The organism is Enterobacter sp. CPE_E890 (assembly GCF_046521475.1).
Lineage (GTDB): Bacteria > Pseudomonadota > Gammaproteobacteria > Enterobacterales > Enterobacteriaceae > Enterobacter > Enterobacter adelaidei.
Genome location: NZ_JBKFZW010000001.1, coordinates 4,754,543 through 4,778,324, shown reverse-complemented (window position 1 = coordinate 4,778,324; position 23,782 = coordinate 4,754,543). Strand labels below are relative to the sequence as shown.

Annotated in this window: 24 protein-coding genes; 17 read left to right on the top strand and 7 right to left on the bottom strand. The window is 53.9% G+C overall.

All coding sequences use genetic code 11. The features are described from left to right. Positions 1 to 76: 76 nt before the first annotated feature. Positions 77 to 1,027: a magnesium/cobalt transporter CorA gene (corA, locus tag ACLHV9_RS23575; protein WP_008501540.1), complete on the top strand. Its 951-nt coding sequence runs from the start codon at positions 77 to 79 to the stop codon at positions 1,025 to 1,027. Positions 1,028 to 1,110: 83 nt separating this feature from the next. Here corA and rarD read toward each other — a convergent pair whose 3' ends face one another. From rarD to ACLHV9_RS23560, 3 genes are read right to left on the bottom strand one after another with little or no spacing between them, the layout of a single operon-like run. After that, complete coding sequence (gene rarD / locus ACLHV9_RS23570; protein ID WP_407221126.1) at positions 1,111 to 2,007, bottom strand: EamA family transporter RarD; 897 nt, start codon at positions 2,005 to 2,007, stop codon at positions 1,111 to 1,113. A 51-nt stretch (positions 2,008 to 2,058) separates the two neighbouring features. Continuing rightward, a complete protein-coding gene (gene yigI / locus ACLHV9_RS23565) occupies positions 2,059 to 2,496 on the bottom strand; it encodes an acyl-CoA thioesterase YigI (RefSeq protein WP_180259357.1) in 438 nt (145 codons plus the stop codon). After that, entirely contained in the window at positions 2,492 to 3,643 is a 1,152-nt protein-coding gene (locus tag ACLHV9_RS23560) for an IS30-like element IS30 family transposase (protein WP_001254932.1), read from the bottom strand. The genes yigI and ACLHV9_RS23560 overlap by 5 nt, the downstream gene beginning before the upstream one ends. A 269-nt stretch (positions 3,644 to 3,912) precedes the next feature. Here ACLHV9_RS23560 and pldA point away from each other — a divergent pair, with 269 nt between their 5' ends. The 3 genes from pldA to rhtC all read left to right on the top strand — a co-directional run bounded on the left by pldA (position 3,913) and on the right by rhtC (position 7,384). Beyond that, positions 3,913 to 4,782 carry a phospholipase A gene (pldA, locus tag ACLHV9_RS23555; RefSeq protein ID WP_028018183.1) on the top strand — a complete coding sequence of 290 codons (870 nt, stop codon included), beginning with the start codon at positions 3,913 to 3,915 and terminating at the stop codon, positions 4,780 to 4,782. Between the two features lie 90 nt (positions 4,783 to 4,872). After that, positions 4,873 to 6,702 carry an ATP-dependent DNA helicase RecQ gene (gene recQ, locus ACLHV9_RS23550; RefSeq protein WP_407221125.1) on the top strand — a complete coding sequence of 610 codons (1,830 nt, stop codon included), beginning with the start codon at positions 4,873 to 4,875 and terminating at the stop codon, positions 6,700 to 6,702. A gap of 61 nt (positions 6,703 to 6,763) precedes the next feature. Next, positions 6,764 to 7,384: a threonine export protein RhtC gene (gene rhtC / locus ACLHV9_RS23545; RefSeq protein WP_010426287.1), complete on the top strand. Its 621-nt coding sequence runs from the start codon at positions 6,764 to 6,766 to the stop codon at positions 7,382 to 7,384. On the opposite strand, the gene rhtB is transcribed toward rhtC, so the two are convergent. Next, complete coding sequence (rhtB, locus tag ACLHV9_RS23540; protein ID WP_028018181.1) at positions 7,381 to 8,001, bottom strand: homoserine/homoserine lactone efflux protein; 621 nt, start codon at positions 7,999 to 8,001, stop codon at positions 7,381 to 7,383. The genes rhtC and rhtB overlap by 4 nt on opposite strands. A 109-nt stretch (positions 8,002 to 8,110) precedes the next feature. Here rhtB and pldB point away from each other — a divergent pair, with 109 nt between their 5' ends. The 3 genes from pldB to ACLHV9_RS23525 all read left to right on the top strand — a co-directional run bounded on the left by pldB (position 8,111) and on the right by ACLHV9_RS23525 (position 10,912). Then, positions 8,111 to 9,103, top strand: coding sequence for a lysophospholipase L2 (pldB, locus tag ACLHV9_RS23535; RefSeq protein WP_028018180.1), 993 nt, complete (start codon positions 8,111 to 8,113; stop codon positions 9,101 to 9,103). Between the two features lie 26 nt (positions 9,104 to 9,129). Further along, positions 9,130 to 9,930 (top strand): sugar/pyridoxal phosphate phosphatase YigL, encoded by an 801-nt coding sequence (yigL, locus tag ACLHV9_RS23530; protein ID WP_028018179.1) that lies wholly within the window; start codon positions 9,130 to 9,132, stop codon positions 9,928 to 9,930. 82 nt (positions 9,931 to 10,012) lie between these two features. Then, positions 10,013 to 10,912, top strand: a complete 900-nt coding sequence (locus tag ACLHV9_RS23525; protein ID WP_032666884.1) for a carboxylate/amino acid/amine transporter — start codon at positions 10,013 to 10,015, stop codon at positions 10,910 to 10,912. Here the strand turns inward: ACLHV9_RS23525 and metR are convergent. Continuing rightward, positions 10,800 to 11,753 carry an HTH-type transcriptional regulator MetR gene (gene metR, locus ACLHV9_RS23520; protein ID WP_028018178.1) on the bottom strand — a complete coding sequence of 318 codons (954 nt, stop codon included), beginning with the start codon at positions 11,751 to 11,753 and terminating at the stop codon, positions 10,800 to 10,802. The genes ACLHV9_RS23525 and metR overlap by 113 nt on opposite strands. Positions 11,754 to 11,869: 116 nt before the next feature. Between metR and metE the strand changes: the two genes are divergently transcribed. Next, positions 11,870 to 14,131 (top strand): 5-methyltetrahydropteroyltriglutamate--homocysteine S-methyltransferase, encoded by a 2,262-nt coding sequence (metE, locus tag ACLHV9_RS23515; RefSeq protein ID WP_028018177.1) that lies wholly within the window; start codon positions 11,870 to 11,872, stop codon positions 14,129 to 14,131. A gap of 47 nt (positions 14,132 to 14,178) precedes the next feature. Here the strand turns inward: metE and ACLHV9_RS23510 are convergent, their stop codons facing one another. Then, on the bottom strand, positions 14,179 to 14,985 hold the full coding sequence (locus ACLHV9_RS23510; RefSeq protein WP_108091167.1) for a dienelactone hydrolase family protein: 807 nt from the start codon (positions 14,983 to 14,985) through the stop codon (positions 14,179 to 14,181). A 255-nt stretch (positions 14,986 to 15,240) separates the two neighbouring features. Here ACLHV9_RS23510 and udp point away from each other — a divergent pair, with 255 nt between their 5' ends. The 9 genes from udp (at position 15,241) to tatD (ending at position 23,155) form a co-directional block, all read left to right on the top strand. Next, positions 15,241 to 16,002, top strand: a complete 762-nt coding sequence (gene udp, locus ACLHV9_RS23505) for a uridine phosphorylase (protein WP_003860792.1) — start codon at positions 15,241 to 15,243, stop codon at positions 16,000 to 16,002. Positions 16,003 to 16,145: 143 nt separating this feature from the next. Continuing rightward, entirely contained in the window at positions 16,146 to 17,603 is a 1,458-nt protein-coding gene (rmuC, locus tag ACLHV9_RS23500; RefSeq protein ID WP_108091165.1) for a DNA recombination protein RmuC, read from the top strand. 66 nt (positions 17,604 to 17,669) lie between these two features. Continuing rightward, complete coding sequence (ubiE, locus tag ACLHV9_RS23495; protein WP_008501525.1) at positions 17,670 to 18,425, top strand: bifunctional demethylmenaquinone methyltransferase/2-methoxy-6-polyprenyl-1,4-benzoquinol methylase UbiE; 756 nt, start codon at positions 17,670 to 17,672, stop codon at positions 18,423 to 18,425. A gap of 13 nt (positions 18,426 to 18,438) precedes the next feature. Beyond that, a complete protein-coding gene (ubiJ, locus tag ACLHV9_RS23490) occupies positions 18,439 to 19,044 on the top strand; it encodes a ubiquinone biosynthesis protein UbiJ (RefSeq protein WP_028018174.1) in 606 nt (201 codons plus the stop codon). Further along, on the top strand, positions 19,041 to 20,681 hold the full coding sequence (gene ubiB, locus ACLHV9_RS23485; protein ID WP_028018173.1) for a ubiquinone biosynthesis regulatory protein kinase UbiB: 1,641 nt from the start codon (positions 19,041 to 19,043) through the stop codon (positions 20,679 to 20,681). Before ubiJ ends, ubiB begins: the two co-directional genes overlap by 4 nt. Before the next feature lie 76 nt (positions 20,682 to 20,757). Continuing rightward, entirely contained in the window at positions 20,758 to 21,012 is a 255-nt protein-coding gene (gene tatA / locus ACLHV9_RS23480) for a Sec-independent protein translocase subunit TatA (RefSeq protein WP_028018172.1), read from the top strand. Between the two features lie 3 nt (positions 21,013 to 21,015). Beyond that, on the top strand, positions 21,016 to 21,558 hold the full coding sequence (gene tatB / locus ACLHV9_RS23475) for a Sec-independent protein translocase protein TatB (RefSeq protein ID WP_028018171.1): 543 nt from the start codon (positions 21,016 to 21,018) through the stop codon (positions 21,556 to 21,558). 2 nt (positions 21,559 to 21,560) lie between these two features. Then, the gene (tatC, locus tag ACLHV9_RS23470) at positions 21,561 to 22,331 is read left to right on the top strand and encodes a Sec-independent protein translocase subunit TatC (RefSeq protein WP_028018170.1); all 771 of its coding nucleotides are present in this window, start codon (positions 21,561 to 21,563) and stop codon (positions 22,329 to 22,331) included. A 41-nt stretch (positions 22,332 to 22,372) separates the two neighbouring features. Continuing rightward, entirely contained in the window at positions 22,373 to 23,155 is a 783-nt protein-coding gene (gene tatD, locus ACLHV9_RS23465) for a 3'-5' ssDNA/RNA exonuclease TatD (protein WP_108091164.1), read from the top strand. Here the strand turns inward: tatD and rfaH are convergent. Then, positions 23,152 to 23,643: a transcription/translation regulatory transformer protein RfaH gene (gene rfaH / locus ACLHV9_RS23460; protein ID WP_108091163.1), complete on the bottom strand. Its 492-nt coding sequence runs from the start codon at positions 23,641 to 23,643 to the stop codon at positions 23,152 to 23,154. The genes tatD and rfaH overlap by 4 nt on opposite strands. Positions 23,644 to 23,782 lie beyond the last annotated feature (139 nt).

Sequence of the window (23,782 nt, the reverse complement as noted above, 5' to 3'; positions counted from 1 at the left end):
TTAATGGTCTGAAACCCAATTTGTTTCTGTGTGCCCACCGAACTGTCCGATATTTTTTGCATTGGGAGTCCCGGTCATGTTGAGCGCATTTCAACTCGAAAATAACCGACTGACTCGGCTTGAAGCCGAAGAGTCGCAGCCCCTCATTGATGCCGTATGGGTGGATCTGGTCGAGCCGGACGACGATGAACGCCTTCGCGTACAATCTGAGCTGGGGCAAAGCCTGGCAACCCGTCCAGAACTGGAAGACATCGAAGCATCGGCCCGTTTTTTTGAAGACGAAGACGGTCTGCATATTCACTCCTTCTTCTTCTTTGAAGATGCCGAAGATCACGCCGGTAACTCCACCGTGGCATTTACTATCCGCGATGGTCGCCTGTTTACCCTGCGTGAGCGTGAATTACCTGCGTTTCGTCTCTACCGAATGCGCGCCCGTAGCCAGGCCATGGTTGACGGAAACGCCTACGAGCTGCTGCTCGATCTGTTTGAAACCAAAATCGAACAGCTGGCGGATGAGATTGAAAACATCTACAGCGATCTGGAAAAACTGAGTCGCGTCATCATGGAAGGCCATCAGGGTGATGAATATGACGAAGCCCTTTCCACGCTGGCGGAGCTGGAAGATATCGGCTGGAAGGTGCGTTTGTGTCTGATGGATACCCAGCGTGCGCTGAACTTCCTGGTGCGTAAAGCGCGTCTGCCGGGTGGTCAGCTGGAGCAGGCGCGTGAGATCCTGCGCGATATCGAATCCCTGCTGCCGCACAACGAATCCCTGTTCCAGAAGGTCAACTTCCTGATGCAGGCGGCAATGGGCTTTATCAATATCGAGCAGAACCGCATCATCAAGATCTTCTCGGTGGTCTCTGTGGTGTTCCTGCCGCCTACGCTTGTGGCATCAAGCTACGGGATGAACTTTGAGTTTATGCCGGAGCTGAAATGGAGCTTTGGTTATCCTGGGGCGATTATCTTTATGATCCTCGCTGGGCTTGCGCCGTATCTCTATTTCAAGCGCCGTAACTGGTTGTAAAAATCAGGTGGGTGGCGCTGCGCTTACCCACCCTACGATCAGAGCCCCTCTCCCTGTGGGAGAGGGCCAGGGTGAGGGGGAAATCACAACCCCTTGCGCACTCTGCGCTGGGTATAAATGGCATCGGCAACGAAAATCGCCAGCGCCACCCAGATAAAGGCGAACGTCACCATCTTATCCGCCCCCGGCACTTCGCCGTAAAACACCACTGCCAGCAGGAACATCAGCGTCGGGCCAATGTACTGGAAGAAGCCCAGCGTGGAGAGACGCAGGCGCGTTGCCGCTCCGGTAAAGCACAGCAATGGAATGGTGGTCACCACGCCTGCTGCCATCAGCATCAGGTTCAGCGACCATGGGTTGCTGCCCATGTGGCTGGTGGCGCTGTCAGCGATACCAAACAGGTAAATTGCCGCGACCGGCAGCAGCCACAGGGTTTCAAACAGCATCCCGGTTTGTGCTTCCACCGCGATTTTCTTACGCACCAGACCGTAGAACGCAAAGCTGAACGCCAGCCCCAGCGCGATGATCGGCAGTGAACCGAAGGTCCATAGCTGCACCAGTACACCGCAGAATGCAAGGATCACCGCCAGCCACTGCATACGTCGGAAGCGTTCACCGAGGAAAATCATCCCCAGCACAATGTTCACCAGTGGGTTAATAAAGTAACCGAGGCTCGCTTCAAGCATATGGTGGTTATTCACGGCCCAGATAAACAGCAGCCAGTTACCGCCAATCAGCACCGCAGAGAGCGCCAGCAGGAAAATTTTCTTCGGTGTTTGCAGCAGCGTTTTGACACCCGACCACTGACGGCTGAGGCTCATCAGCGCGATCATAAAGAAGAACGACCAGATGACGCGGTGAGTGAGGATCTCATCAGCCGGAACGTAGGCAATAAGCTTGAAATACGCCGGGGCGATACCCCAAATAAAATAAGCGGCAAGAGCGAGTAAAACGCCCTGCCGCGTCTGTTTAGCATCCATCGGGAAAATCCGTTACAAAAAAGTGAATTAATTTTACCCGATTTTATCGTCTCAACCCACCATATAAGTGGCGGTTGCGCTGGCAATGTAAACCTGTTCTTCGTTGTGTAATTCAACGCGCGCCACGGCAACTTTATTCCCCGCGCGCAGCAGGCTGCTGGTGCAGGTAAAACGATTTCCGCGCCCAGGACGAAGATAGTCGACACGTAAATCAATAGTGCCCATGCGCGACAGGCGCTGGCGCAGTTCATCTTCATTGATGGTGTCATGACGCGTCAGCGTACTGCCCACGCAGACCAGGCCTGCCGCCACGTCGAGCGCGGAGGCAATCACCCCGCCGTGCAAAATACTTTGTGCCCAGTTGCCCACCATCATCGGCTGGTTGTTGAAACTCAGCTGGGCAAAGTCTTTCTCGTAACGCTCCAGTTCCAGCCCCAGCGCACGGTTAAACGGCATATGGTAGACAAAAATCTCGCCTGTAGATTCAATCTGTCAATGCAACACCCCTTTCAATTATCTCTTTCGGTGTTTTGAACTTCAGTGTCTTTCTCGGTCTGTTGTTTAGCTGAGCAGCAACCAGATCTAGTTCATGTTGAGTATATTGGGCAAGACATGTCTTTTTAGGAAAGTACTGCCGAATTAGCCCATTTGTGTTCTCATTTGTTCCCCGCTGCCAAGGACTCTGAGGATCGCAGAAGTAAACTTTAACGCCGGTGCTGACAGTAAATTCTAGATGTCTGGCCAGTTCCATTCCTCTGTCCCATGTCAGTGATTTTCTGAGTTCTGACGGTAAACTCAGGAATTTGTCGGTAAGAGCCTGATTTACTGAGACAGAATCTTTGCCCCTGAGTCTAAGGATGATCGTATAACGTGATTTTCGGTCTACAAGTGTGGCTATATGAGAGTTTTTTGTACCTGAGACTAAATCGCCCTCCCAATGCCCCAGAGAGCGTCTGTTATCGATATTTCGGGAACGTTCGTGAATTGGTGTTCCGTTCACTATGTTAATCGTACCTCTTTCGCCTTTGCGGGTATGACGCCTGCCATGGCGAAGGCTATGCGACCGTCGCAGATGCTGTATATTCAGGTGGTGTAGCGCTTCACGGCTACGAAAGTACAGCGTTTTATAAATTGTCTCAGGTGATATTCGCAGCGTTTTTTGACGTGGTTTTGTTCGCCTTAACCATCCTGATATTTGCTCTGGAGACCATTTCATCTCCAGCTTTTCCAGAACAAGCTTTCGCAATGGTAAATTTTGATCCAGTAAGCACGGTTTTGGCCTTTTCGCCATTCTGTTGGCTCGGTTATTAGCATCAACAGCTTTGTAATAGCGTCTGCCCCGATTACGCTGAACTTCACGTGAGATCGTCGAAGGACTGCGATTCAGCGCAGTAGCTATCGCACGAATGCTCATTTTGGCTGACAAACCAGCTCGTATCTCCTCGCGCTCAGACAGTGTCAGGTGAGCTACAGCCCGCTTACGCTCATGGGGTTTTATGCCGCCAGTATCCCTTAACATAGTGAAGATCGTTCCGGGTTTTGAACCCAGGATATTCGCTATTTCACTGAAGCCTGTTCCGTTCTTCCATAGTTCAAAAACAGAGGCTTTTTCCTCTGCTGTAAATGTTCGTCTCATTCAAAAAACCTCCGCAACCCCATGTTTTCACATAACTGTTGCGTTGACCAATTGAATCTACACCCACGAGTTTTAAAACTTCTTCGGCGGTAAGCATGGCTGACATGAGACATCACATCCTTATTGTTAACGAAATGTTGATTTTATGCCGTGGCAATAAGGAATTCCACTTTCAGAAACGAGGATGCAGCAGTTGTCGCAGAAGTCTGTAGAATGTCCGCCACATAACTATTCAAGTCATCTTAATTTTTTGCAGGAGAACACCACCGATGCGGACGTATCTGGCCTGGTTACTGGTGGCAGTTGCGCTGCCCTTCACAGCAATTGCGCAGGAAGCGACGATTAAAGAGGTGCATGATCAACCTGCCGTTCACGGCAGCATTATCGCGAACCTTCTTCAGGAGCATGACAATCCGTTCACGCTCTATCCTTATGACACCAACTACGTGATTTACACTCAGACCAGCGATCTCAATAAAGAGGCGATAAGCTCCTATAACTGGGCTGATAATGCGCGTAAAGATGAAGTGAAGTATCAGCTCAGCCTCGCATTCCCGTTCTGGCGCGGCATTCTGGGGCCAAACTCGGTATTCGGCGCGTCTTATACGCAGAAATCCTGGTGGCAGTTATCTAACAGCGGGGAGTCATCGCCGTTCCGTGAAACTAACTATGAGCCGCAGCTGTTCCTTGGTTTTGCAACGGATTACGAGTTCGCCGGCTGGACGTTGCGTGACGTCGAGGTAGGTTTCAACCACGATTCAAACGGTCGTTCTGACCCAACGTCACGTAGCTGGAACCGTGCCTATACACGCCTGATGGCGCAGAATGGCAATTTGATGGTGGAAGTGAAGCCGTGGTACGTGGTGGGGAGCACCGATGACAACCCGGATATCACCAAATATATGGGCTACTATCAGCTCAAGATTGGTTATCAACTGGGTGATGCGGTGCTGAGCGCCAAAGGCCAGTACAACTGGAATACCGGCTACGGCGGCGCAGAGCTGGGCTTAAGCTACCCGATGACCAAACATGTGCGTATTTATACCCAGGTCTACAGCGGTTACGGCGAGTCGCTCATCGACTATAACTTCAACCAGACCCGCGTGGGTGTGGGCGTGATGCTGAACGATATTTTCTAGACTGCTCGAATGTTTTTGCGTTAAACGTTGAAGTTTCTCTCTCAGGCGCTGAAAATAGCGCCTGTTTCATTTCTGGCATATGGGGTTAATGTGGCGCAGGCGGAAGTATTGAATCAGGAGTCGCTGGCTAAACAGGTTTTGCATGAAACCTTTGGCTACCAGCAGTTCCGCCCTGGCCAGGAAACCATCATTGAAACCGTGCTGGAAGGTCGTGATTGCCTGGTGGTGATGCCGACCGGTGGCGGTAAATCACTCTGTTATCAGGTGCCCGCGCTGGTGCTTAACGGCCTGACGGTCGTGGTATCGCCACTTATTTCTCTGATGAAAGACCAGGTTGACCAGCTGCTTGCCAACGGCGTGGCGGCGGCCTGTCTTAACTCCACGCAGACCCGCGAGCAGCAGCAAGAGGTGATGGCCGGGTGCCGCACCGGGCAGATCCGCCTGCTGTATATCGCGCCGGAACGCCTGATGCTGGATAACTTCCTCGACCATCTCGCGCACTGGAATCCGGTGCTGCTGGCGGTAGATGAAGCACACTGTATTTCCCAGTGGGGACACGATTTCCGCCCGGAATACGCGGCCCTCGGCCAGCTCCGTCAGCGCTTCCCCGAGCTTCCGTTTATGGCGCTTACCGCCACGGCGGACGACACCACGCGGCTGGATATTGTCCGTCTGCTGGGGCTGAACGACCCGTTGATTCAGGTCAGCAGTTTCGATCGCCCGAACATCCGCTACATGCTGATGGAAAAATTCAAACCGCTGGATCAGCTCTTGCGCTATGTGCAGGAGCAGCGCGGCAAGTCAGGCATTATTTACTGCAACAGCCGCGCAAAAGTGGAAGACACGGCTGCGCGTCTGCAAAGCCGTGGCTTTAGCGCTGCGGCTTATCATGCCGGGTTAGAAAACCACATTCGCGCCGACGTGCAGGAGAAATTCCAGCGTGATGACCTGCAAATTGTGGTCGCGACGGTGGCATTTGGGATGGGGATTAATAAACCCAACGTGCGCTTTGTTGTGCACTTCGACATCCCGCGAAATATTGAATCCTACTATCAGGAAACCGGCCGCGCCGGGCGTGACGGCCTGCCTGCGGAAGCAATGCTGTTTTACGATCCGGCCGATATGGCATGGCTGCGCCGCTGTCTGGAAGAGAAACCGCAGGGACAGCTGCAGGATATCGAGCGCCATAAGCTCAACGCGATGGGGGCCTTTGCCGAAGCGCAAACCTGCCGCCGTCTGGTGTTGCTCAACTATTTTGGTGAAGGGCGTCAGGAGTCGTGCGGTAACTGCGATATCTGTCTTGATCCTCCTAAACAGTACGATGGTCTGATGGATGCGCGTAAGGCGCTCTCGACCATTTACCGTGTCAATCAACGCTTCGGCATGGGCTACGTGGTTGAAGTGCTGCGCGGCGCCAATAACCAGCGTATCCGCGACATGGGCCACGACAAGTTGCCGGTGTACGGTATTGGCAAAGACCAGAGCCACGAGCACTGGGTCAGTATTATTCGTCAGCTAATTCACCTTGGCTTTGCCACACAGAATATCGCCCAGCACTCCGCACTGCAGCTTACCGAAGCCGCGCGTCCGGTGCTGCGCGGTGATATCGAACTCAAGCTTGCCGTACCACGCGTCATCGCCCTCAAACCGCGCGTGATGCAGAAATCCTACGGTGGCAATTACGACCGTAAGCTGTTCGCCAAACTGCGCAAGCTGCGAAAAGCCATTGCCGATGAAGAGAATATCCCGCCTTATGTCGTCTTCAACGACGCGACGCTGATTGAGATGGCCGAACAGATGCCGCTGACCGCCAGCGAAATGCTCAGCGTCAACGGTGTTGGCACACGTAAGCTCGAGCGCTTTGGTAAGGAGTTTATGGCACTCATTCGCTCTCACGCCGACGGTGATGATGAGGAGTAGTCAGCCGGGCTAAAAAGTGCCAGGATGGTGACTCACTAAATTATTTCCCCGCGAGCGAATTATGTTAATGCTATTTCTCACCGTGGCGTTAGTGCACATCGTTGCGCTGATGAGCCCTGGCCCTGACTTTTTCTTCGTGTCACAAACTGCCGTCAGCCGCTCCCGCAAAGAGGCGATGATGGGAGTACTGGGTATCACCATGGGCGTGATGGTCTGGGCGGCGGTGGCACTGCTCGGTCTGAACCTGATCCTGGCAAAGATGGCCTGGCTGCATAACATCATTATGGTCGGCGGTGGCTTGTATCTGTGCTGGATGGGCTACCAGATGTTGCGCGGGGCGCTGAAGAAAGAAGAGAAAAAACCGGAAGAGCCAAAGGTGGAGCTGGCAACGGGCGGCCGCAGCTTTGTGAAGGGGCTGCTGACCAATCTGGCAAACCCAAAAGCGATTATCTATTTCGGCTCCGTGTTCTCGCTGTTTGTGGGTGATAGCGTTGGTGCGGGCGCACGCTGGGGTATTTTCCTGCTGATCGTCGTTGAGACGTTTGCGTGGTTCACCATTGTTGCAAGCCTGTTTGCCTTACCGGCGATGCGCCGTGGCTATCAGCGCATCGCGAAGTGGATCGACGGCTTTGCCGGCGCGCTGTTCGCCGGCTTTGGTATTCATCTCATCATTTCTCGCTAAGCGTGACGCGCTGATGCAAGCAGCGCGCCCACCAGCATAAACAGCGAACCAAACACTTTATTCAGGGCCTTCATCTGTTTAGGCCCTTTAATCCACGCCGCAATTCGCTGTGCCAGCGTCGCATAACCAATCATCACGATGATATCGACGATAATGGTGGTCGCGCCCAGCACCACATACTGCATCACCTGTGGTTGATGTGGAGCGATAAACTGCGGGAACAGGGCAGCCAGGAAAACAATGCTTTTCGGGTTGGTCAGGTTTACAAATACTGCACGTTTGAACAGACGACCACGGGTTTGCGACTGGGCAAGCGTGTTGAGATTAATCGAACCTGCCGCGCGCCACTGCTGAATACCCAGCCAAATCAGGTACGCTGCACCGGCCCATTTCAGTACTTCGAACGCCAGCACAGAGCGGGAGAACAGCGTCCCCAGACCAATCCCGACCAGCACAATATGAATGCCCAGCCCGGTCTGCAAACCGGCAATCGACGCCGCCGCACCGCGATAGCCGTGGTTGATGGAGGTGGTCATTGTGTTAATAGCACCTGAGCCCGGTGAAAGGCTGAGGATAATGGATGTCAGCAGGTAGGCGAACCACCACTCGAAGGTCATTTGACGCTCCCGAACCGTCTATTTTTATGCCACAATACGCTATTGTTGAGTCATTTTGTGACCTGTTACGAAAAAACGATATTCCTTGGCTTACGTGAGTGGAAACCCGATGTTTCAGCAGAAAAAGGACTGGGAAACACGAGAAAACGCATTTGCTGCTTTCTCTATGGGGCCGCTGACCGATTTCTGGCGGCAGCGTGAGGAAGATGAGTTTACGGGCGTCGGTGATATTCCGGTACGCTTCGTGCGTTTCCGCAATGTGAAGAACGATCGGGTGATCGTCGTCTGCCCTGGGCGCATTGAGAGCTACATCAAATACGCCGAGCTGGCTTATGATCTTGTCCATCTTGGCTTTGATGTGTTGATTATCGACCATCGTGGGCAGGGGCTTTCTGGTCGTCTGTTATCGGACACGCACCGCGGTCATGTGGATAATTTCAGCGATTATGTCGACGATCTTGCCGCGTTCTGGCAGCAGGAAGTTGAACCTGGTCCATGGCGTAAGCGCTATATTCTGGCGCACTCTATGGGTGGGGCAATCTCTACGCTATTTTTACAGCGCTATGAGCACCAGTGCGATGCCATTGCGCTTACTGCGCCAATGTATGGCATCGTCATGCGTTTTCCTGACTGGATGGTGCGCCATATTCTCGATTGGGCTGAGGGCCATCAGCGCATTCGTGAAGGCTATGCCATCGGGACGGGGCGCTGGCGTGCATTGCCGTTTGCAATGAACGTGTTAACCCACAGCCGACAGCGTTATCGTCGTAACCTGCGTTTTTATGCCGATGAACCACGCCTGCGCGTTGGCGGTCCGACCTATCATTGGGTGCGGGAAGGTATTCTTGCCGGGGAACAGGTGCTTGCTGGCGCGGGTGATGATGACACGCCAACACTTCTGATTCAGGCTGAAGAAGAGCGTGTGGTGGATAACCGCATGCACGATCGTTTTTGTGAACTCCGCGCTGCTGCCGGTCACCCCTGTGAAGGGGGAAAACCGCTGGTCATCAACGGCGCGTACCATGAGATCCTTTTTGAAAAGGACGCTATGCGCTCAGTCGCGCTCAACGCCATTGTTGAATTTTTCAACAGGCATAACTGATTTTTTTATTGAGGTTAAATTTCCCTATGTACCAGGTTGTTGCATCTGATTTAGATGGCACGCTGCTTTCCCCCGACCACACCCTGTCGCCTTACGCGAAAGAGACCTTAAAGCTTCTGACTGCCCGTGGCGTGAACTTTGTGTTTGCCACCGGCCGCCACCACGTAGACGTGGGGCAGATCCGCGATAATCTGGAAATCAAATCGTACATGATCACCTCTAACGGTGCGCGCGTACACGATACGGACGGCAACCTGATTTTCGCGCATAACCTTGATCGCGATATCGCCGCCGATCTGTTCGGCGTGGTGCACAACAACCCGGATATCGTGACTAACGTCTATCGTGATGATGAGTGGTTTATGAACCGCCACCGCCCTGACGAAATGCGTTTCTTCAAGGAAGCGGTATTCAACTACACCCTGTACGAGCCAGCCCTGCTTGAACCTGAAGGTATCAGCAAGGTGTTCTTCACCTGCGAAAGCCACGAAGAATTGCTGCCGCTGGAGCAGGCGATCAACGCTCGCTGGGGCGACCGTGTTAACGTGAGTTTCTCAACGCTGACCTGTCTGGAAGTGATGGCCGGGGGCGTATCCAAAGGCCATGCGCTGGAAGCGGTTGCGAAGCGTCTGGGCTTCGAGCTGAAAGACTGTATCGCCTTTGGTGACGGTATGAACGATGCCGAAATGCTATCGATGGCAGGCAAGGGCTGCATTATGGAGAACGCGCACCAGCGTCTGAAAGACCTGCACCCGGAGCTGGAAGTGATCGGCACTAACGGTGACAACGCGGTACCGAAATATCTGCGCAAGCTGTTCCTTGAATAATCTTCATTTGGTTATTTATTGCTCAGTTGTCAACTAAAGAGTTCGCTACAATGCCTGTCCTTCTTTCTGAGAGACAAGCATTGTGGCGCTACTCATTATCACCACTATCCTGTGGGCCTTCTCCTTTAGCCTGATTGGCGAATATCTTGCTGGTTCGGTCGACAGTTATTTCTCGGTGCTGATGCGTGTTGGGTTGGCGGCGCTGGTATTCCTGCCGTTTCTGCGTACGCGCGGGCAATCGCTGAAAACCATTGTGCTGTATATGCTGGTGGGGGCGATGCAGCTCGGCATCATGTATCTGTTCAGCTTTCGGGCCTACGTCTACCTGTCCGTTTCGGAGTTTCTGCTTTTTACCGTACTCACGCCGCTCTATATCACGCTGATTTACGATCTGCTCAGCAAGCGCCGTTTACGCTGGGGATACTTGCTGAGCGCGGCACTGGCAGTTATTGGGGCGGCGATTATTCGCTATGACAAAGTCAGCGACCACTTCTGGACCGGGCTTATGTTCGTCCAGCTCGCCAACATCAGTTTCGCCATCGGTATGGTGGGTTACAAACGTCTGATGGAAACCCGTCCGATGCCGCAGCATAACGCGTTCGCATGGTTCTATATGGGGGCCGCGATTGTCGCGGTAGCGGCGTGGTTCATGCTCGGTAACCCGCAAAAACTGCCGACCACTACGGTGCAATGGAGCGTTCTGGTCTGGCTGGGTGTGGTGGCCTCAGGGCTGGGATACTTCATGTGGAACTACGGCGCGACCCAGGTCGACGCCGGTACGCTGGGAATCATGAACAACGTGCATGTGCCCGCGGGTCTGCTGGTTAACCTTGCAATCTGGCAGCAGCAACCCCACTGGCCGAGTTTCCTTATTGGGGGAACGGTGATCCTGGCTTCACTGTGGGTCCATCGCCGCTGGGTCGCTCCGCGCTCCGCACAAACGGAAGATGGTCGCACGCGTGGTTCCGCGTTGAGCGAATAAACGCCTCCGTAATCGGCTGGCGCTGCTCGCCATCGCGCACGGCGGCGTACAGCCGGCTCCACAGTCCTTCGCCCAGGGTTTTGGTCACAACCAGGCCCTGGCGTTCAAAACTCTCCACCACCCAGTGCGGCAGTGCCGCGATACCCATTCTGGCCGCCACCATCTGAATCAACAGCAGAGTGTTATCCACGCTTTTCAGCTGCGGGCTAATGCCTGCCGGTTGCAGGAAGTGACGCCAGATATCCAGACGACTGCGCTGAACCGGGTAAATCAGCAGCGTTTCCGTCGCCAGGTCTTCCGGTGTGATGCGCGTTTTGGCCGCCAGCGGATGATCCGGCGCCAGCACCAGACGCACTTCATAATCAAACATTGGGGAGTAGTGCAGGCCGCTGCGCGGCAGAATATCAGAGGTCATGACCAGATCCAGCTCGCCCTGCTGGAGCGAGGGCTGCGGGTCAAACGTCACCCCGGATGTAAAGTCCATCTCCACCTGCGGCCACTTCTGGCGGAAATTCTCAAGTGCGGGGGTCAGCCACTGAATGCAGCTATGACATTCAATGGCGATACGCAGTTTGGTCTGTTGCGGCTCGTTACAGGACTGCAGGGCGCTGGCAATTTGCGGCAGCACCTGATTTGCCAGCTGCAGCAATATCTCACCCTGAGGCGTAAAGCGTAGCGGCTGGCTCTTGCGCACAAAAAGACGAAAGCCGAGGCGTTGTTCCAGATCGCTGAACTGGTGAGAAAGGGCGGACTGGGTCTGGTGCAGCGAGGCTGCCGCCGCCGCAAGAGAACCGCAGTTCCGCAACGCTTGTAGCGTTTTCAGGTGTTTTATCTCGATCATGAAAGTCCTTCACTTCGCCATGAACATTTTGCGCTTGAGGAATATACAGTAACCGCCAATTATGGATGTGTAAACATCTGGACGTCTAAATACCGAAAATTGACAAGGGGCATGACATGACAATCCGCAATCACACTCTCGGTTTCCCTCGCGTTGGCCTGCGTCGCGAGCTGAAAAAAGCGCAAGAAAGCTACTGGGCGGGTAGTACCACCCGTGAAGAACTGCTGGCCGTTGGACGCGAACTGCGTGCGCGTCACTGGGATCAGCAAAAACAGGCGGGCATTGACCTGCTGCCGGTGGGCGATTTTGCCTGGTACGACCATGTTCTGACGACAAGCCTGCTGCTTGGCAATGTGCCGGCTCGTCATCAGAACAAAGATGGATCGGTAGATATCGACACCCTGTTCCGCATCGGCCGTGGTCGCGCGCCAACAGGTGAGCCAGCGGCAGCGGCTGAAATGACCAAGTGGTTTAATACCAACTATCACTACATGGTGCCGGAGTTCGTTAAAGGTCAGCAGTTCAAACTGACCTGGACGCAATTACTGGATGAGGTGGACGAAGCGCTGGCGCTGGGTCACCAGGTGAAGCCTGTGCTGCTGGGGCCGGTTACTTACCTGTGGCTTGGCAAAGTGAAGGGTGAGCAGTTTGATCGCCTCAGCCTGCTGAACGACATTCTTCCGGTCTACAAACAGGTGCTGATTGAGCTGGGCAAACGCGGTATCCAGTGGGTGCAAATCGACGAACCTGCTCTGGTGCTCGAGTTGCCGCAGGAATGGCTAGATGCCTTCAAACCGGCGTATGACGCACTTGCCGGACAGGTGAAGTTGCTGCTGACTACCTATTTCGAAGGCGTGACGCCAAACCTGAAGACCATCACCGCGCTGCCAGTGCAGGGTCTGCACGTTGACTTTGTACACGGTAAAGATGATGTCGCGGAGCTGCACAAACGCCTGCCTGCGGACTGGCTGCTCTCGGCCGGTGTGGTGAATGGCCGTAACGTCTGGCGTGCCGATCTCACTGAGAAATACGCTCAGGTTAAAGACATCGTCGGCAAACGTGAGTTGTGGGTGGCATCGTCTTGTTCACTGTTGCACAGCCCAATCGATCTCAGCGCTGAAACCCGTCTGGACGCAGAAGTGAAGAGCTGGTTTGCCTTTGCCTTGCAGAAATGTGAGGAGCTGACGCTGCTGCGTGATGCATTGAACACGGGGGACACGGCAGCGATTACCGAATGGAGCGCACCGATCCAGGCGCGCCGTGACTCGGCTCGCGTACACAACCCGGCAGTCGAAAAACGTCTGGCAGCCATCACGGCTCAGGACAGTCAGCGCCAGAGCGCCTATGAAGTGCGCGCTGAAGCCCAGCGCGCTCGCTTTAACCTGCCAGCCTGGCCAACCACGACGATCGGTTCTTTCCCGCAGACTACCGAGATCCGCGGCCTGCGTCTGGACTTCAAAAAGGGCAATCTGGATGCGAATCATTACCGCACCGGTATCGCTGAACACATTAAACAGGCGATTATCGAGCAGGAACGTTTAGGTCTGGATGTTCTGGTGCACGGTGAAGCCGAGCGTAACGACATGGTGGAATACTTTGGTGAACACCTGGACGGTTTCGTGTTTACCCAAAATGGCTGGGTGCAGAGTTACGGTTCCCGCTGCGTGAAGCCGCCGGTGGTGATTGGTGATATCAGCCGTCCGGAAGCGATTACCGTTGAATGGGCGAAGTATGCCCAGTCTCTGACAGATAAACCGGTGAAAGGAATGCTCACGGGTCCGGTAACGATTCTCTGCTGGTCCTTCCCGCGTGAAGACGTGAGCCGCGAAACCATCGCCAAACAGATCGCGCTGGCACTGCGTGATGAAGTGGCGGATCTGGAAGCCGCAGGCATTGGCATTATTCAGATCGACGAACCGGCGCTGCGCGAAGGTCTGCCGCTGCGTCGTAGCGACTGGGATGCCTACCTGAAATGGGGCGTGGAGGCTTTCCGCATCAACGCCGCGGTCGCGAAGGACGACACCCAGATCCACACCCACATGTGTTACTGCGAATTTAACGACATCATGGATTCGATAGCCGCGCTGGATGCCGATGTGATCACCATCGAGACATCGCGTTCAGACATGGAACTGCTGGAGTCATTTGAAGAGTTCGACTACCCGAACGAAATAGGACCGGGGGTGTACGACATTCACTCTCCGAACGTGCCGAGTGTGGAGTGGATCGAAGCTCTACTGAAAAAAGCGGCCCAGCGCATTCCGGCAGAGCGTCTGTGGGTGAACCCGGACTGCGGACTGAAAACCCGCGGCTGGCCGGAAACCCGCGCTGCACTGGCGAACATGGTGCAGGCGGCGCAGAATTTGCGTCAGGCGTAATAAGTTGTAGGCCCGGTAAGGCGTCATCGCCGCCGGGCTTTTTGCTTTTACCCTTTTTTACCGCCGTACTGGCTGAACCACGCCAGCATTCGCTGCCATCCGTCTTTTGCAGATTCCTCATGATAACTCGGACGATAGTCGGCATTAAATGCATGCCCGGCATCCGGGTATACCACGATCTCCGCCTTCGCATTTGCCGCGCGGAGCGCATGGCGCATGGTTTCTACCGAATCCAGCGAAATACCGGTGTCCTGACCGCCGTAAAGCCCTAACACGGGGGCATTCAACTCGGTGGCGATATCAACCGGATGTTTCGGTGAATTCAGCGTTTTTTCACCCACCAGTTTGCCGTACCAGGCCACTGCGGCTTTGAGCTGTGGATTATGGGCGGCATACAGCCAGCTGATACGCCCTCCCCAGCAGAAACCCGTCACCATCAGACGATGTGCATCACCGCCGTTACGTGCTGCCCAACTGGCAACGTGGTCGAGATCGGCCATGACCTGCGCGTCAGGGACTTTGCTGACCAGGTTGCTGAGTAATGTTGGAATATCGCTGTAGTCGTTCGGATCGCCCTGACGGAAGTAGAGCTCTGGCGCAACGGCCAGATACCCTTCCAGCGCCAGTCGGCGGCAGAGGTCGCGGATATGTTCGTGAACACCAAAAATTTCCTGAACCACAATGACGATGGGCTGCGGACCCTCTGCCGATTTTGGCCGCGCGTGGTAAGCCGGCATATTATCCCCCTGCGAGGGGATGGAGGTCTCACCCGCCGTTATGGCCTCTTCGGGCGTTGAAACGATGGTTGAAGCATGCGGGGCTGCAGCAGGTGCAAAACCGATTTTTTCAGTCATGGCATTCTCCGTACCAATGAGTTAGCGCAAAGGTAAATATAGACACCAGGTTAACAACCCACAGTGCCTTAAACGGTCTATCTTTTGTGCAGCACACCACGATATAACTTGTTAATGTGATGTAAATCACTTTTTCATGGAAATTTACTGCAATCATTTTCATTCATGGTGAAGTGCATCACGAAATTATGCGTATTGCTTCTGTAAAGTACCATTTTACTTCTTCTGACTAACCGACCCACAGAGGAGTCACCTATGTCTAAGTCTGATGTTTTTCATCTCGGCCTCACCAAAAACGATTTACAAGGGGCTACGCTCGCTATCGTCCCGGGTGATCCTGAGCGTGTGGAAAAGATCGCCGCGCTGATGGATAAGCCGGTTAAGCTGGCAGCCCATCGTGAATTCACCACCTGGCGTGCAGAGCTGGATGGCAAAGCCGTGATCGTGTGTTCTACCGGTATCGGTGGCCCATCGACCTCCATTGCTGTTGAAGAGCTGGCGCAACTGGGCATTCGTACTTTCCTGCGTATCGGTACCACCGGCGCTATTCAGCCGCATATCAATGTCGGTGACGTGCTGGTCACCACCGCATCTGTGCGTCTGGACGGGGCAAGCCTGCACTTCGCGCCAATGGAATTCCCGGCAGTGGCAGACTTCGAATGTACCACTGCGCTGGTTGAAGCGGCGAAATCTGTGGGAGCGACCACGCACGTGGGTGTAACTGCCTCTTCCGATACTTTCTACCCAGGCCAGGAGCGCTATGACACCTTCTCTGGTCGCGTGGTGAGCCGTTTCAAAGGTTCTATGGAAGAGTGGCAGTCTATGGGCGTAATGAACTACGAAATGGAGTCTGCGACGCTGCTGACCATGTGCGCAAGCCAGGGGCTGCGTGCCGGTATGGTGGCGGGCGTTATCGTCAACCGTACGCAGCAGGAGATCCCGAATGCCGAAACCATGAAGCAGACTGAAAGTCATGCCGTGAAAATCGTGGTGGAAGCGGCGCGTCGCCTGATCTAGTCCTCTCTTCTGCATGCAATAAAAGGCCGACACGTTCGGCCTTTATTTTTTGCGTAGCGCCTCGCAGGAAAACCCTTTCAAACTGGACGTTTATACAGCACAATTCTATTTTGTGCGGGTAATACGTTGATGCAGGGGGCATTGTGGATATCTCGATCCTGATTTACGCGGTGATTGCGCTGGTGGGCTTAGGGATTGGCTGGCTCATTTCCAGCTACCAGCATGCACAGCAGAAGGCCGACCAACTGGCCGAGCGAGAAGAGATGGTCGCCGATTTAAGCGCGGCAAAACAGCAACTTGCTCTGAGCGAGCACTGGCGCGATGAGTGCGAGTTGCTCAACAACGAACTACGCAACCTGCGGGATATCAACACCTCGCTGGAAGCTGATCTCCGCGAAGTGACCACCCGTCTTGAATCCACCCAACTGCATGCGGAAGACAAAATCCGCCAGATGATCAACAGCGAGCAACGCCTCAGCGAACAGTTTGAAAACCTCGCCAACCGCATTTTCGAGCACAGCAACCGCCGCGTTGATGAACAGAATCGCCAGAGCCTGAACAGCCTTCTGACGCCTCTGCGTGAACAGCTGGACGGTTTTCGTCGTCAGGTGCAGGACAGTTTTGGTCAGGAGGCTCGCGAGCGGCACACGCTGGCGCATGAGATTCGCAATCTTCAGCAACTGAATGCACAGATGGCGCAGGAGGCGGTCAACCTGACTCGCGCGCTGAAAGGGGATAACAAAACCCAGGGAAACTGGGGGGAAGTGGTCCTGACCCGCGTGCTCGAGGCCTCAGGCCTGCGTGAAGGTTATGAGTATGAGACTCAGGTCAGCATCGAAAATGATGCTCGCTCGCGCATGCAGCCCGATGTCATAGTGCGTCTGCCTCAGGGCAAAGACGTTGTCATCGACGCCAAAATGACGCTGGTGGCATATGAGCGCTACTTTAATGCGGAAGATGATTACACCCGAGAGTCGGCATTGCAGGAGCATATTGCTTCCGTGCGTAACCATATCCGTCTGCTCGGCAGAAAAGACTACCAGCAACTGCCGGGCCTGCGCTCACTGGATTACGTGCTGATGTTCATTCCGGTTGAACCGGCCTTCCTGCTGGCACTCGACAGGCAGCCTGAACTGATCACCGAAGCGCTGAAAAATAACATTATGCTGGTCAGCCCGACCACGTTGCTGGTGGCCTTGCGAACCATTGCGAACCTGTGGCGCTATGAACACCAGAGCCGCAATGCGCAACAGATTGCCGATCGAGCCAGCAAGCTGTACGACAAAATGCGTCTGTTCGTGGACGATATGTCCTCGGTCGGGCAAAGCCTTGACCGCGCGCAGGATAACTACCGTCAGGCAATGAAAAAACTCTCCTCCGGACGTGGTAACTTACTGGCACAAGCTGAGGCATTCCGTAGTCTGGGCGTCGAAGTAAAACGCGAGATTAATCCGGAACTGGTTGAACAGGCCACGTCGCAGGACGAGGAGTTCCGCCTGCGTGAAGGCAGTGCTGAACAAAAGACAAACAGTGAAGACAACGATTTAGCAGCGGAATTATCGCCAGATGAGCAGCCAACGCGTTTGTTTCGCGGTGGTTGAATCGTAGGGCAAACGCGTCCAATCTGGTACACTTCACAAACATTTTACTGATAAGCAGGCTCTGAGATGGTTGACGATTCACAAGACACGACGCACTTTGGTTTTCAGACTGTTGCCAAAGCGCAGAAAGCTGACATGGTGGCCCACGTATTTCACTCTGTGGCGGCGAAGTACGATGTGATGAATGACTTAATGTCATTCGGTATTCATCGCTTGTGGAAGCGCTTCACCATCGACTGCAGCGGTGTGCGTCGTGGACAAACGGTGCTTGATTTAGCTGGCGGCACGGGCGATTTAACCGCGAAATTCTCTCGCCTGGTAGGCGAAACTGGCCGTGTCGTTCTGGCAGATATTAATGATTCAATGCTGAAAATGGGACGCGAAAAGCTGCGTAACATCGGCGTGGTGGGGAATGTGGAATATGTGCAGGCGAACGCCGAAGCGCTGCCATTCCCGGACAACACTTTTGACTGCATTACCATCTCCTTCGGTCTGCGTAACGTCACTGATAAAGAGAAAGCGCTGCGCTCTATGTATCGCGTGCTGAAGCCGGGTGGACGTCTGCTGGTGCTTGAGTTCTCTAAACCGATTATTGAACCACTGAGCAAAGCTTACGACGCTTATTCATTCCACGTGCTCCCTCGCATTGGTGAGCTGGTGGCAAACGACGCGGAAAGCTACCGTTATCTGGCTGAATCTATTCGTATGCACCCGGATCAGGACACATTAAAAGCCATGATGCAGGATGCGGAATTTGAGAACGTTGAATATTTCAACCTGACGGCGGGTGTCGTCGCGCTGCATCGCGGTTACAAATTCTGAGTGGAGGTGTCTTGTGCCCTTTAAACCCCTGGTCACCGCTGGCATCGAGAATGTACTGAATGCCTTTCTGTATCGCGCCCCGGCGCTGAAAGCTGCACGTCAGCGGCTTAACGGGAAGGTATTACGCATTGTTTTAAAAGAGTTCTCGACGCCGCTGGTGCTGGTTTTCAGCGAACGCCAGCTTGACGTTCTGGGTGAGTGGGAGGGTGAAGCCGACTGCTCTGTTATCACGCACATGAGCGTGTTGCCAAAATTACGCGACCGCCAGCAATTAACTGCACTGATCCGCAGCGGTGAGCTGGAAGTGGAAGGCGACATTCAGGTTGTACAGAATTTCGTTGCGCTCAGTGACCTTGCCGAGTTCGACCCCGCAGAGCTGCTTGCACCTTTTGTTGGTGACATTGCCGCCGAAGGGGTCGGTAAAGCTATTCATGGTGGGGCGGCTTTTTTGCGTAAAAACCTGCAACGGCAACAACGCTATGCGGCGGAAGTGCTGACGGAAGAGTGGCGTATGGCCCCTGGACCACTGGAAGTGGCGTGGTTTGCGGAAGAGACCGCTGCTGTTGAACGTGCGGTTGATGCGTTAACCAAACGGCTGGAAAAACTGGAGGGCAAATGACGCCTGGTGAAATGCGGCGCCTCTATTTCATTATTCGCATCTTTTTGAGCTACGGGCTCGACGAGCTTATCCCTAAAATGCGTATCACGCTGCCGCTTCGTATCTGGCGGCGGATGCTGTTCTGGATGCCTAATCGACATAAGGGACAGCCGCTGGGTGAACGTCTGCGTTTGGCGCTGCAGGAGCTCGGTCCGGTCTGGATTAAATTCGGTCAGATGCTTTCGACTCGCCGCGATCTCTTCCCGCCTCTGATTGCGGATGAGCTGGCGATGCTGCAGGATCGCGTTGCACCGTTTGACGGCGCACGCGCGAAAAAGCAGATCGAAGAGGCGATGGGCAACATTCCCGTCGAAACCTGGTTTGACGATTTCGACATCCAGCCTCTGGCGTCGGCCTCTATCGCACAAGTCCACACAGCACGTCTGAAAGAAAACGGTAAAGAAGTTGTCATTAAGGTTATTCGCCCGGACATCCTGCCGATCATCAAAGCGGACATGAAGCTGATTTACCGGTTGGCCCGTTGGGTGCCCCGTTTGCTGCCTGATGGACGTCGTCTGCGCCCGATGGAAGTGGTGCGGGAATATGAAAAAACTCTGATTGATGAGCTTAATCTGCTGCGTGAATCGGCAAACGCCATTCAGCTGCGTCGCAACTTTGAAAACAGCCCGATGCTCTACGTACCCGAAGTCTATTCTGACTACTGTAGCCAGAATATGATGGTGATGGAGCGTATTTACGGTATTCCCGTCTCGGATGTGACGGCCCTGGAGAAACAGGGAACGAACATGAAGTTGCTGGCCGAACGTGGCGTACAGGTCTTCTTTACCCAGGTGTTCCGCGATAGCTTCTTCCATGCGGACATGCACCCGGGCAATATCTTCGTGAGCTACGAACATCCTGAGAATCCGAAGTATATCGGTATCGACTGTGGGATTGTGGGGTCGTTGAACAAAGAAGATAAACGCTATCTTGCTGAGAATTTCATCGCTTTCTTCAACCGCGACTACCGTAAGGTGGCCGAGCTGCACGTCGATTCCGGATGGGTCCCGCCGGATACCAACGTCGAAGAGTTTGAGTTTGCCATTCGAACCGTCTGCGAACCGATTTTTGAAAAACCGCTGGCGGAAATTTCCTTCGGGCATGTGCTGTTAAACCTGTTCAACACGGCTCGCCGTTTTAATATGGAAGTTCAGCCACAGCTAGTTTTACTTCAGAAAACATTACTTTACGTTGAGGGTGTAGGCCGACAGCTCTATCCTCAGTTAGACTTGTGGAAGACTGCGAAACCTTTCCTTGAATCCTGGATTAAAGATCAGGTTGGCATTCCGGCACTGGTGCGTTCACTGAAAGAGAAAGGCCCGTTCTGGATCGAAAAAATGCCTGAAATTCCTGAACTGGTTTACGACAGTTTGCGTCAGAGCAAGAACCTTCAGCACAGCATGGATAAAATCGCCCGCGAACTTCAGTCCAGCCGTGCTCGTCAGGGTCAGTCACGCTATCTTTTTGGGATTGGAGCAACGCTGCTGCTAAGTGGTACGCTGCTTCTGATCAACCGTCCGGACTGGCAGATGATGCCCGCCTGGTTGATGGCTGGTGGCGTGGTTGTCTGGCTCGTTGGCTGGAGAAAGACGCGCTGATTTTGCGTCGCTATCGACAGGTTGCATACGTATAATACGACCTGACTAATTAATCATCTATCCCTGAGGAACTTGTATGGGTGGTATCAGTATCTGGCAATTGTTGATCATTGCCGTCATCGTCGTGCTGCTGTTCGGCACCAAAAAGCTCGGTTCTATCGGTTCCGATCTGGGCGCGTCTATCAAAGGCTTCAAGAAAGCGATGAGCGATGATGAGAGCAAGCAGGATAAAACCAGCCAGGACGCTGACTTTACTGCTAAATCCATCTCCGACAAGCAAGACGAAACCAAAAAGGAAGACGCTAAACGCCACGATAAAGAGCAGGTGTAAGTCGTGTTCGACATTGGTTTTAGTGAGCTGCTGCTGGTCTTTGTGATTGGCCTGATCGTTTTGGGGCCGCAGCGTCTGCCGGTGGCGGTGAAAACTGTTGCGGGCTGGGTTCGTGCGCTGAGATCGCTTGCATCGACCGTTCAGAATGAGCTGGCACAGGAACTTAAGTTGCAGGAGTTTCAGGAAAGCCTGAAAAAGGTAGAGAAGGCGAGCATGGATAACCTGACGCCGGAACTGAAAGCCTCAATGGATGAGCTGCGCGAAGCGGCGGAATCAATGAAGCGCTCCTATAGCATTAACGATCCTGAAAAAGCGAGTGATGAAGCGAACACCATCCATAACCCGGTGGTGAAGGGCAGCGAGGAGCAGCGCGAGGGCGTAACGCCTGCTAGCGCTGAACATCAGGCTGTAGCGCCTGAACAAACGCCGCAGGAACCTGAACCGAAAAAACAGGCGCAGCCGGAAGAGCCAGCGGTAAAAGCGGCTGAAGTTAAGCCCGTAGCACCTGTTTCCGAATCATCCCCATCGTCGAGTGATAAAGCGTAAACATGGCAGTAGATGATACTCAACCGCTTATTACGCACCTTATAGAGCTGCGTAAGCGACTGTTAAACTGCATTATTGCAGTTTTACTCATATTCCTGTGTCTGGTCTACTTCGCCAATGACATCTATCAAGTGGTCTCTGCGCCGCTGATCAAGCAGATGCCGCTGGGGGCAACGATGATTGCAACAGATGTTGCATCACCGTTTTTCACCCCTATTAAGCTTACTTTCTGGGTATCGTTGATTGCGTCTGCGCCGATCATTCTTTACCAGGTGTGGGCATTTGTGGCGCCGGCACTGTACAAACACGAACGCAAGCTGGTGATCCCGCTGCTGGTATCCAGCTCGCTGCTGTTCTATATCGGCATGGCGTTTGCCTATTTCGTTGTCTTCCCGCTGGCCTTTGGCTTCCTGACGCATACCGCGCCGGAAGGTGTCCAGGTGTCGACGGATATCGCTAGCTACCTCAGCTTTGTGATGGCACTGTTTATGGCCTTTGGCGTGGCATTCGAAGTGCCGGTGGCCATTGTGTTGCTTTGCTGGGTAGGGGTGACTACCCCTGATGATCTGCGTAAGAAGCGTCCGTATATCCTGGTCGGTGCATTTGTGGTTGGCATGCTGCTGACACCGCCGGATGTGTTCTCCCAGACGCTGCTGGCCATACCGATGTATTGCCTGTTCGAGGTCGGTGTCTTCTTCTCGCGTTTCTACGTGGGTAAAGGACGTCGAACAGATGACGAAGACGATACGTCAGACAAGACCACTGAAGAGTAAAATCAACCGCCCGTCAGGGCGGTTGTTATATGGAGATTCGCATGTTTGATATTGGACTCAACCTGACCAGCTCGCAGTTTGCGAAAGATCGTGATGAGGTCGTTGCACGTGCGTTTGCTGCCGGAGTGAAAGGACTGTTGCTGACAGGAACCAACCTGCATGAAAGCGAGCAGGCGCAGCTGTTGGCGCAACGCTACGAGCGCTGCTGGTCGACCGCTGGTGTACATCCTCATGACAGCAGCCAGTGGACTGCGGAAAGTGGCGATACCCTGTACAAGCTGGCGAAGATGCCAGAAGTGGTGGCGATCGGCGAATGCGGTCTCGATTTCAACCGTAACTTTTCCACGCCTGAAGAGCAGGAAAAAGCGTTCACGGCACAACTTGCGCTGGCAGCTGAGCTTGGAATGCCGGTGTTTTTGCACTGCCGCGACGCGCATGAGCGTTTTCTTGCCCTTCTGAACCCGTGGCTGGATAAAATACCCGGTGCGGTGCTGCACTGCTTTACCGGTTCGCGACAGGAGGCTTTGGATTGCCTGGAACGTGGGCTCTTTCTGGGGATCACTGGCTGGGTTTGTGATGAGCGCCGCGGGCTTGAGCTTCGCGAGCTGTTGCCGGTAATCCCGGCTGATCATTTGCTCCTGGAAACGGATGCGCCTTATCTGCTGCCGAGAGACATGCAACCCAAACCGACATCGCGGCGAAATGAACCTGCACATCTTGGGCACATCGTTGAAAGCGTGGCGAAATGGCGCGGAGAAGATCCCCACTGGCTTTCCGCGCAGACGGATGACAACGTGCGTCACCTGTTTGGGATCGATTTTTAAACTTTGCGGAAGTCGGTGTTTTTAACGCTTTGCAGAACCTGTTTGTTCAGCAGGTTGAGCAACAGCATGGAGCGTGCTTCGCCGTCCGGTTCAGCGAAAATCGCCTGCAACCCTTCGAAAGCACCTTCCGTGATGACGACGCAGTCCCCTGAGTAAGGGGTTTCCGGGTCGGTGAGCCCTTCGGGTTGTTGATAAACCGATAGTTGGTGGATCACCGTTGACGGAACCATTGCCGGGCTGGTACCAAAGCGCACAAAGTGGCTGACACCGCGTGTGGCGCTGATGGTGGTGGTGTGGATGACTTCCGGGTCGAACTCCACGAAGAGGTAGTTCGGGAACAACGGCTCACTGACGGTTGTGCGCTTCCCGCGCTGCATTTTTTCAAGCGTGATCACGGGTGTCAGGCAATTTACAGACTGACGTTCAAGATGTTCCTGCGCGCGCTGAAGCTGCCCGCGTTTGCAATAAAGTAAATACCAGGCCTGCATAATCACTCTTTCCCTTAGTTCGGGGCGCAAGCATATCAAAACCCTGGCGGGATCGCTAAGTTGATTATAATGGGGGAAAATGGAACAGAACGCATAAGTTCACGCTAATTTAACAAAATTACAGCATCAAGCAGGCTTA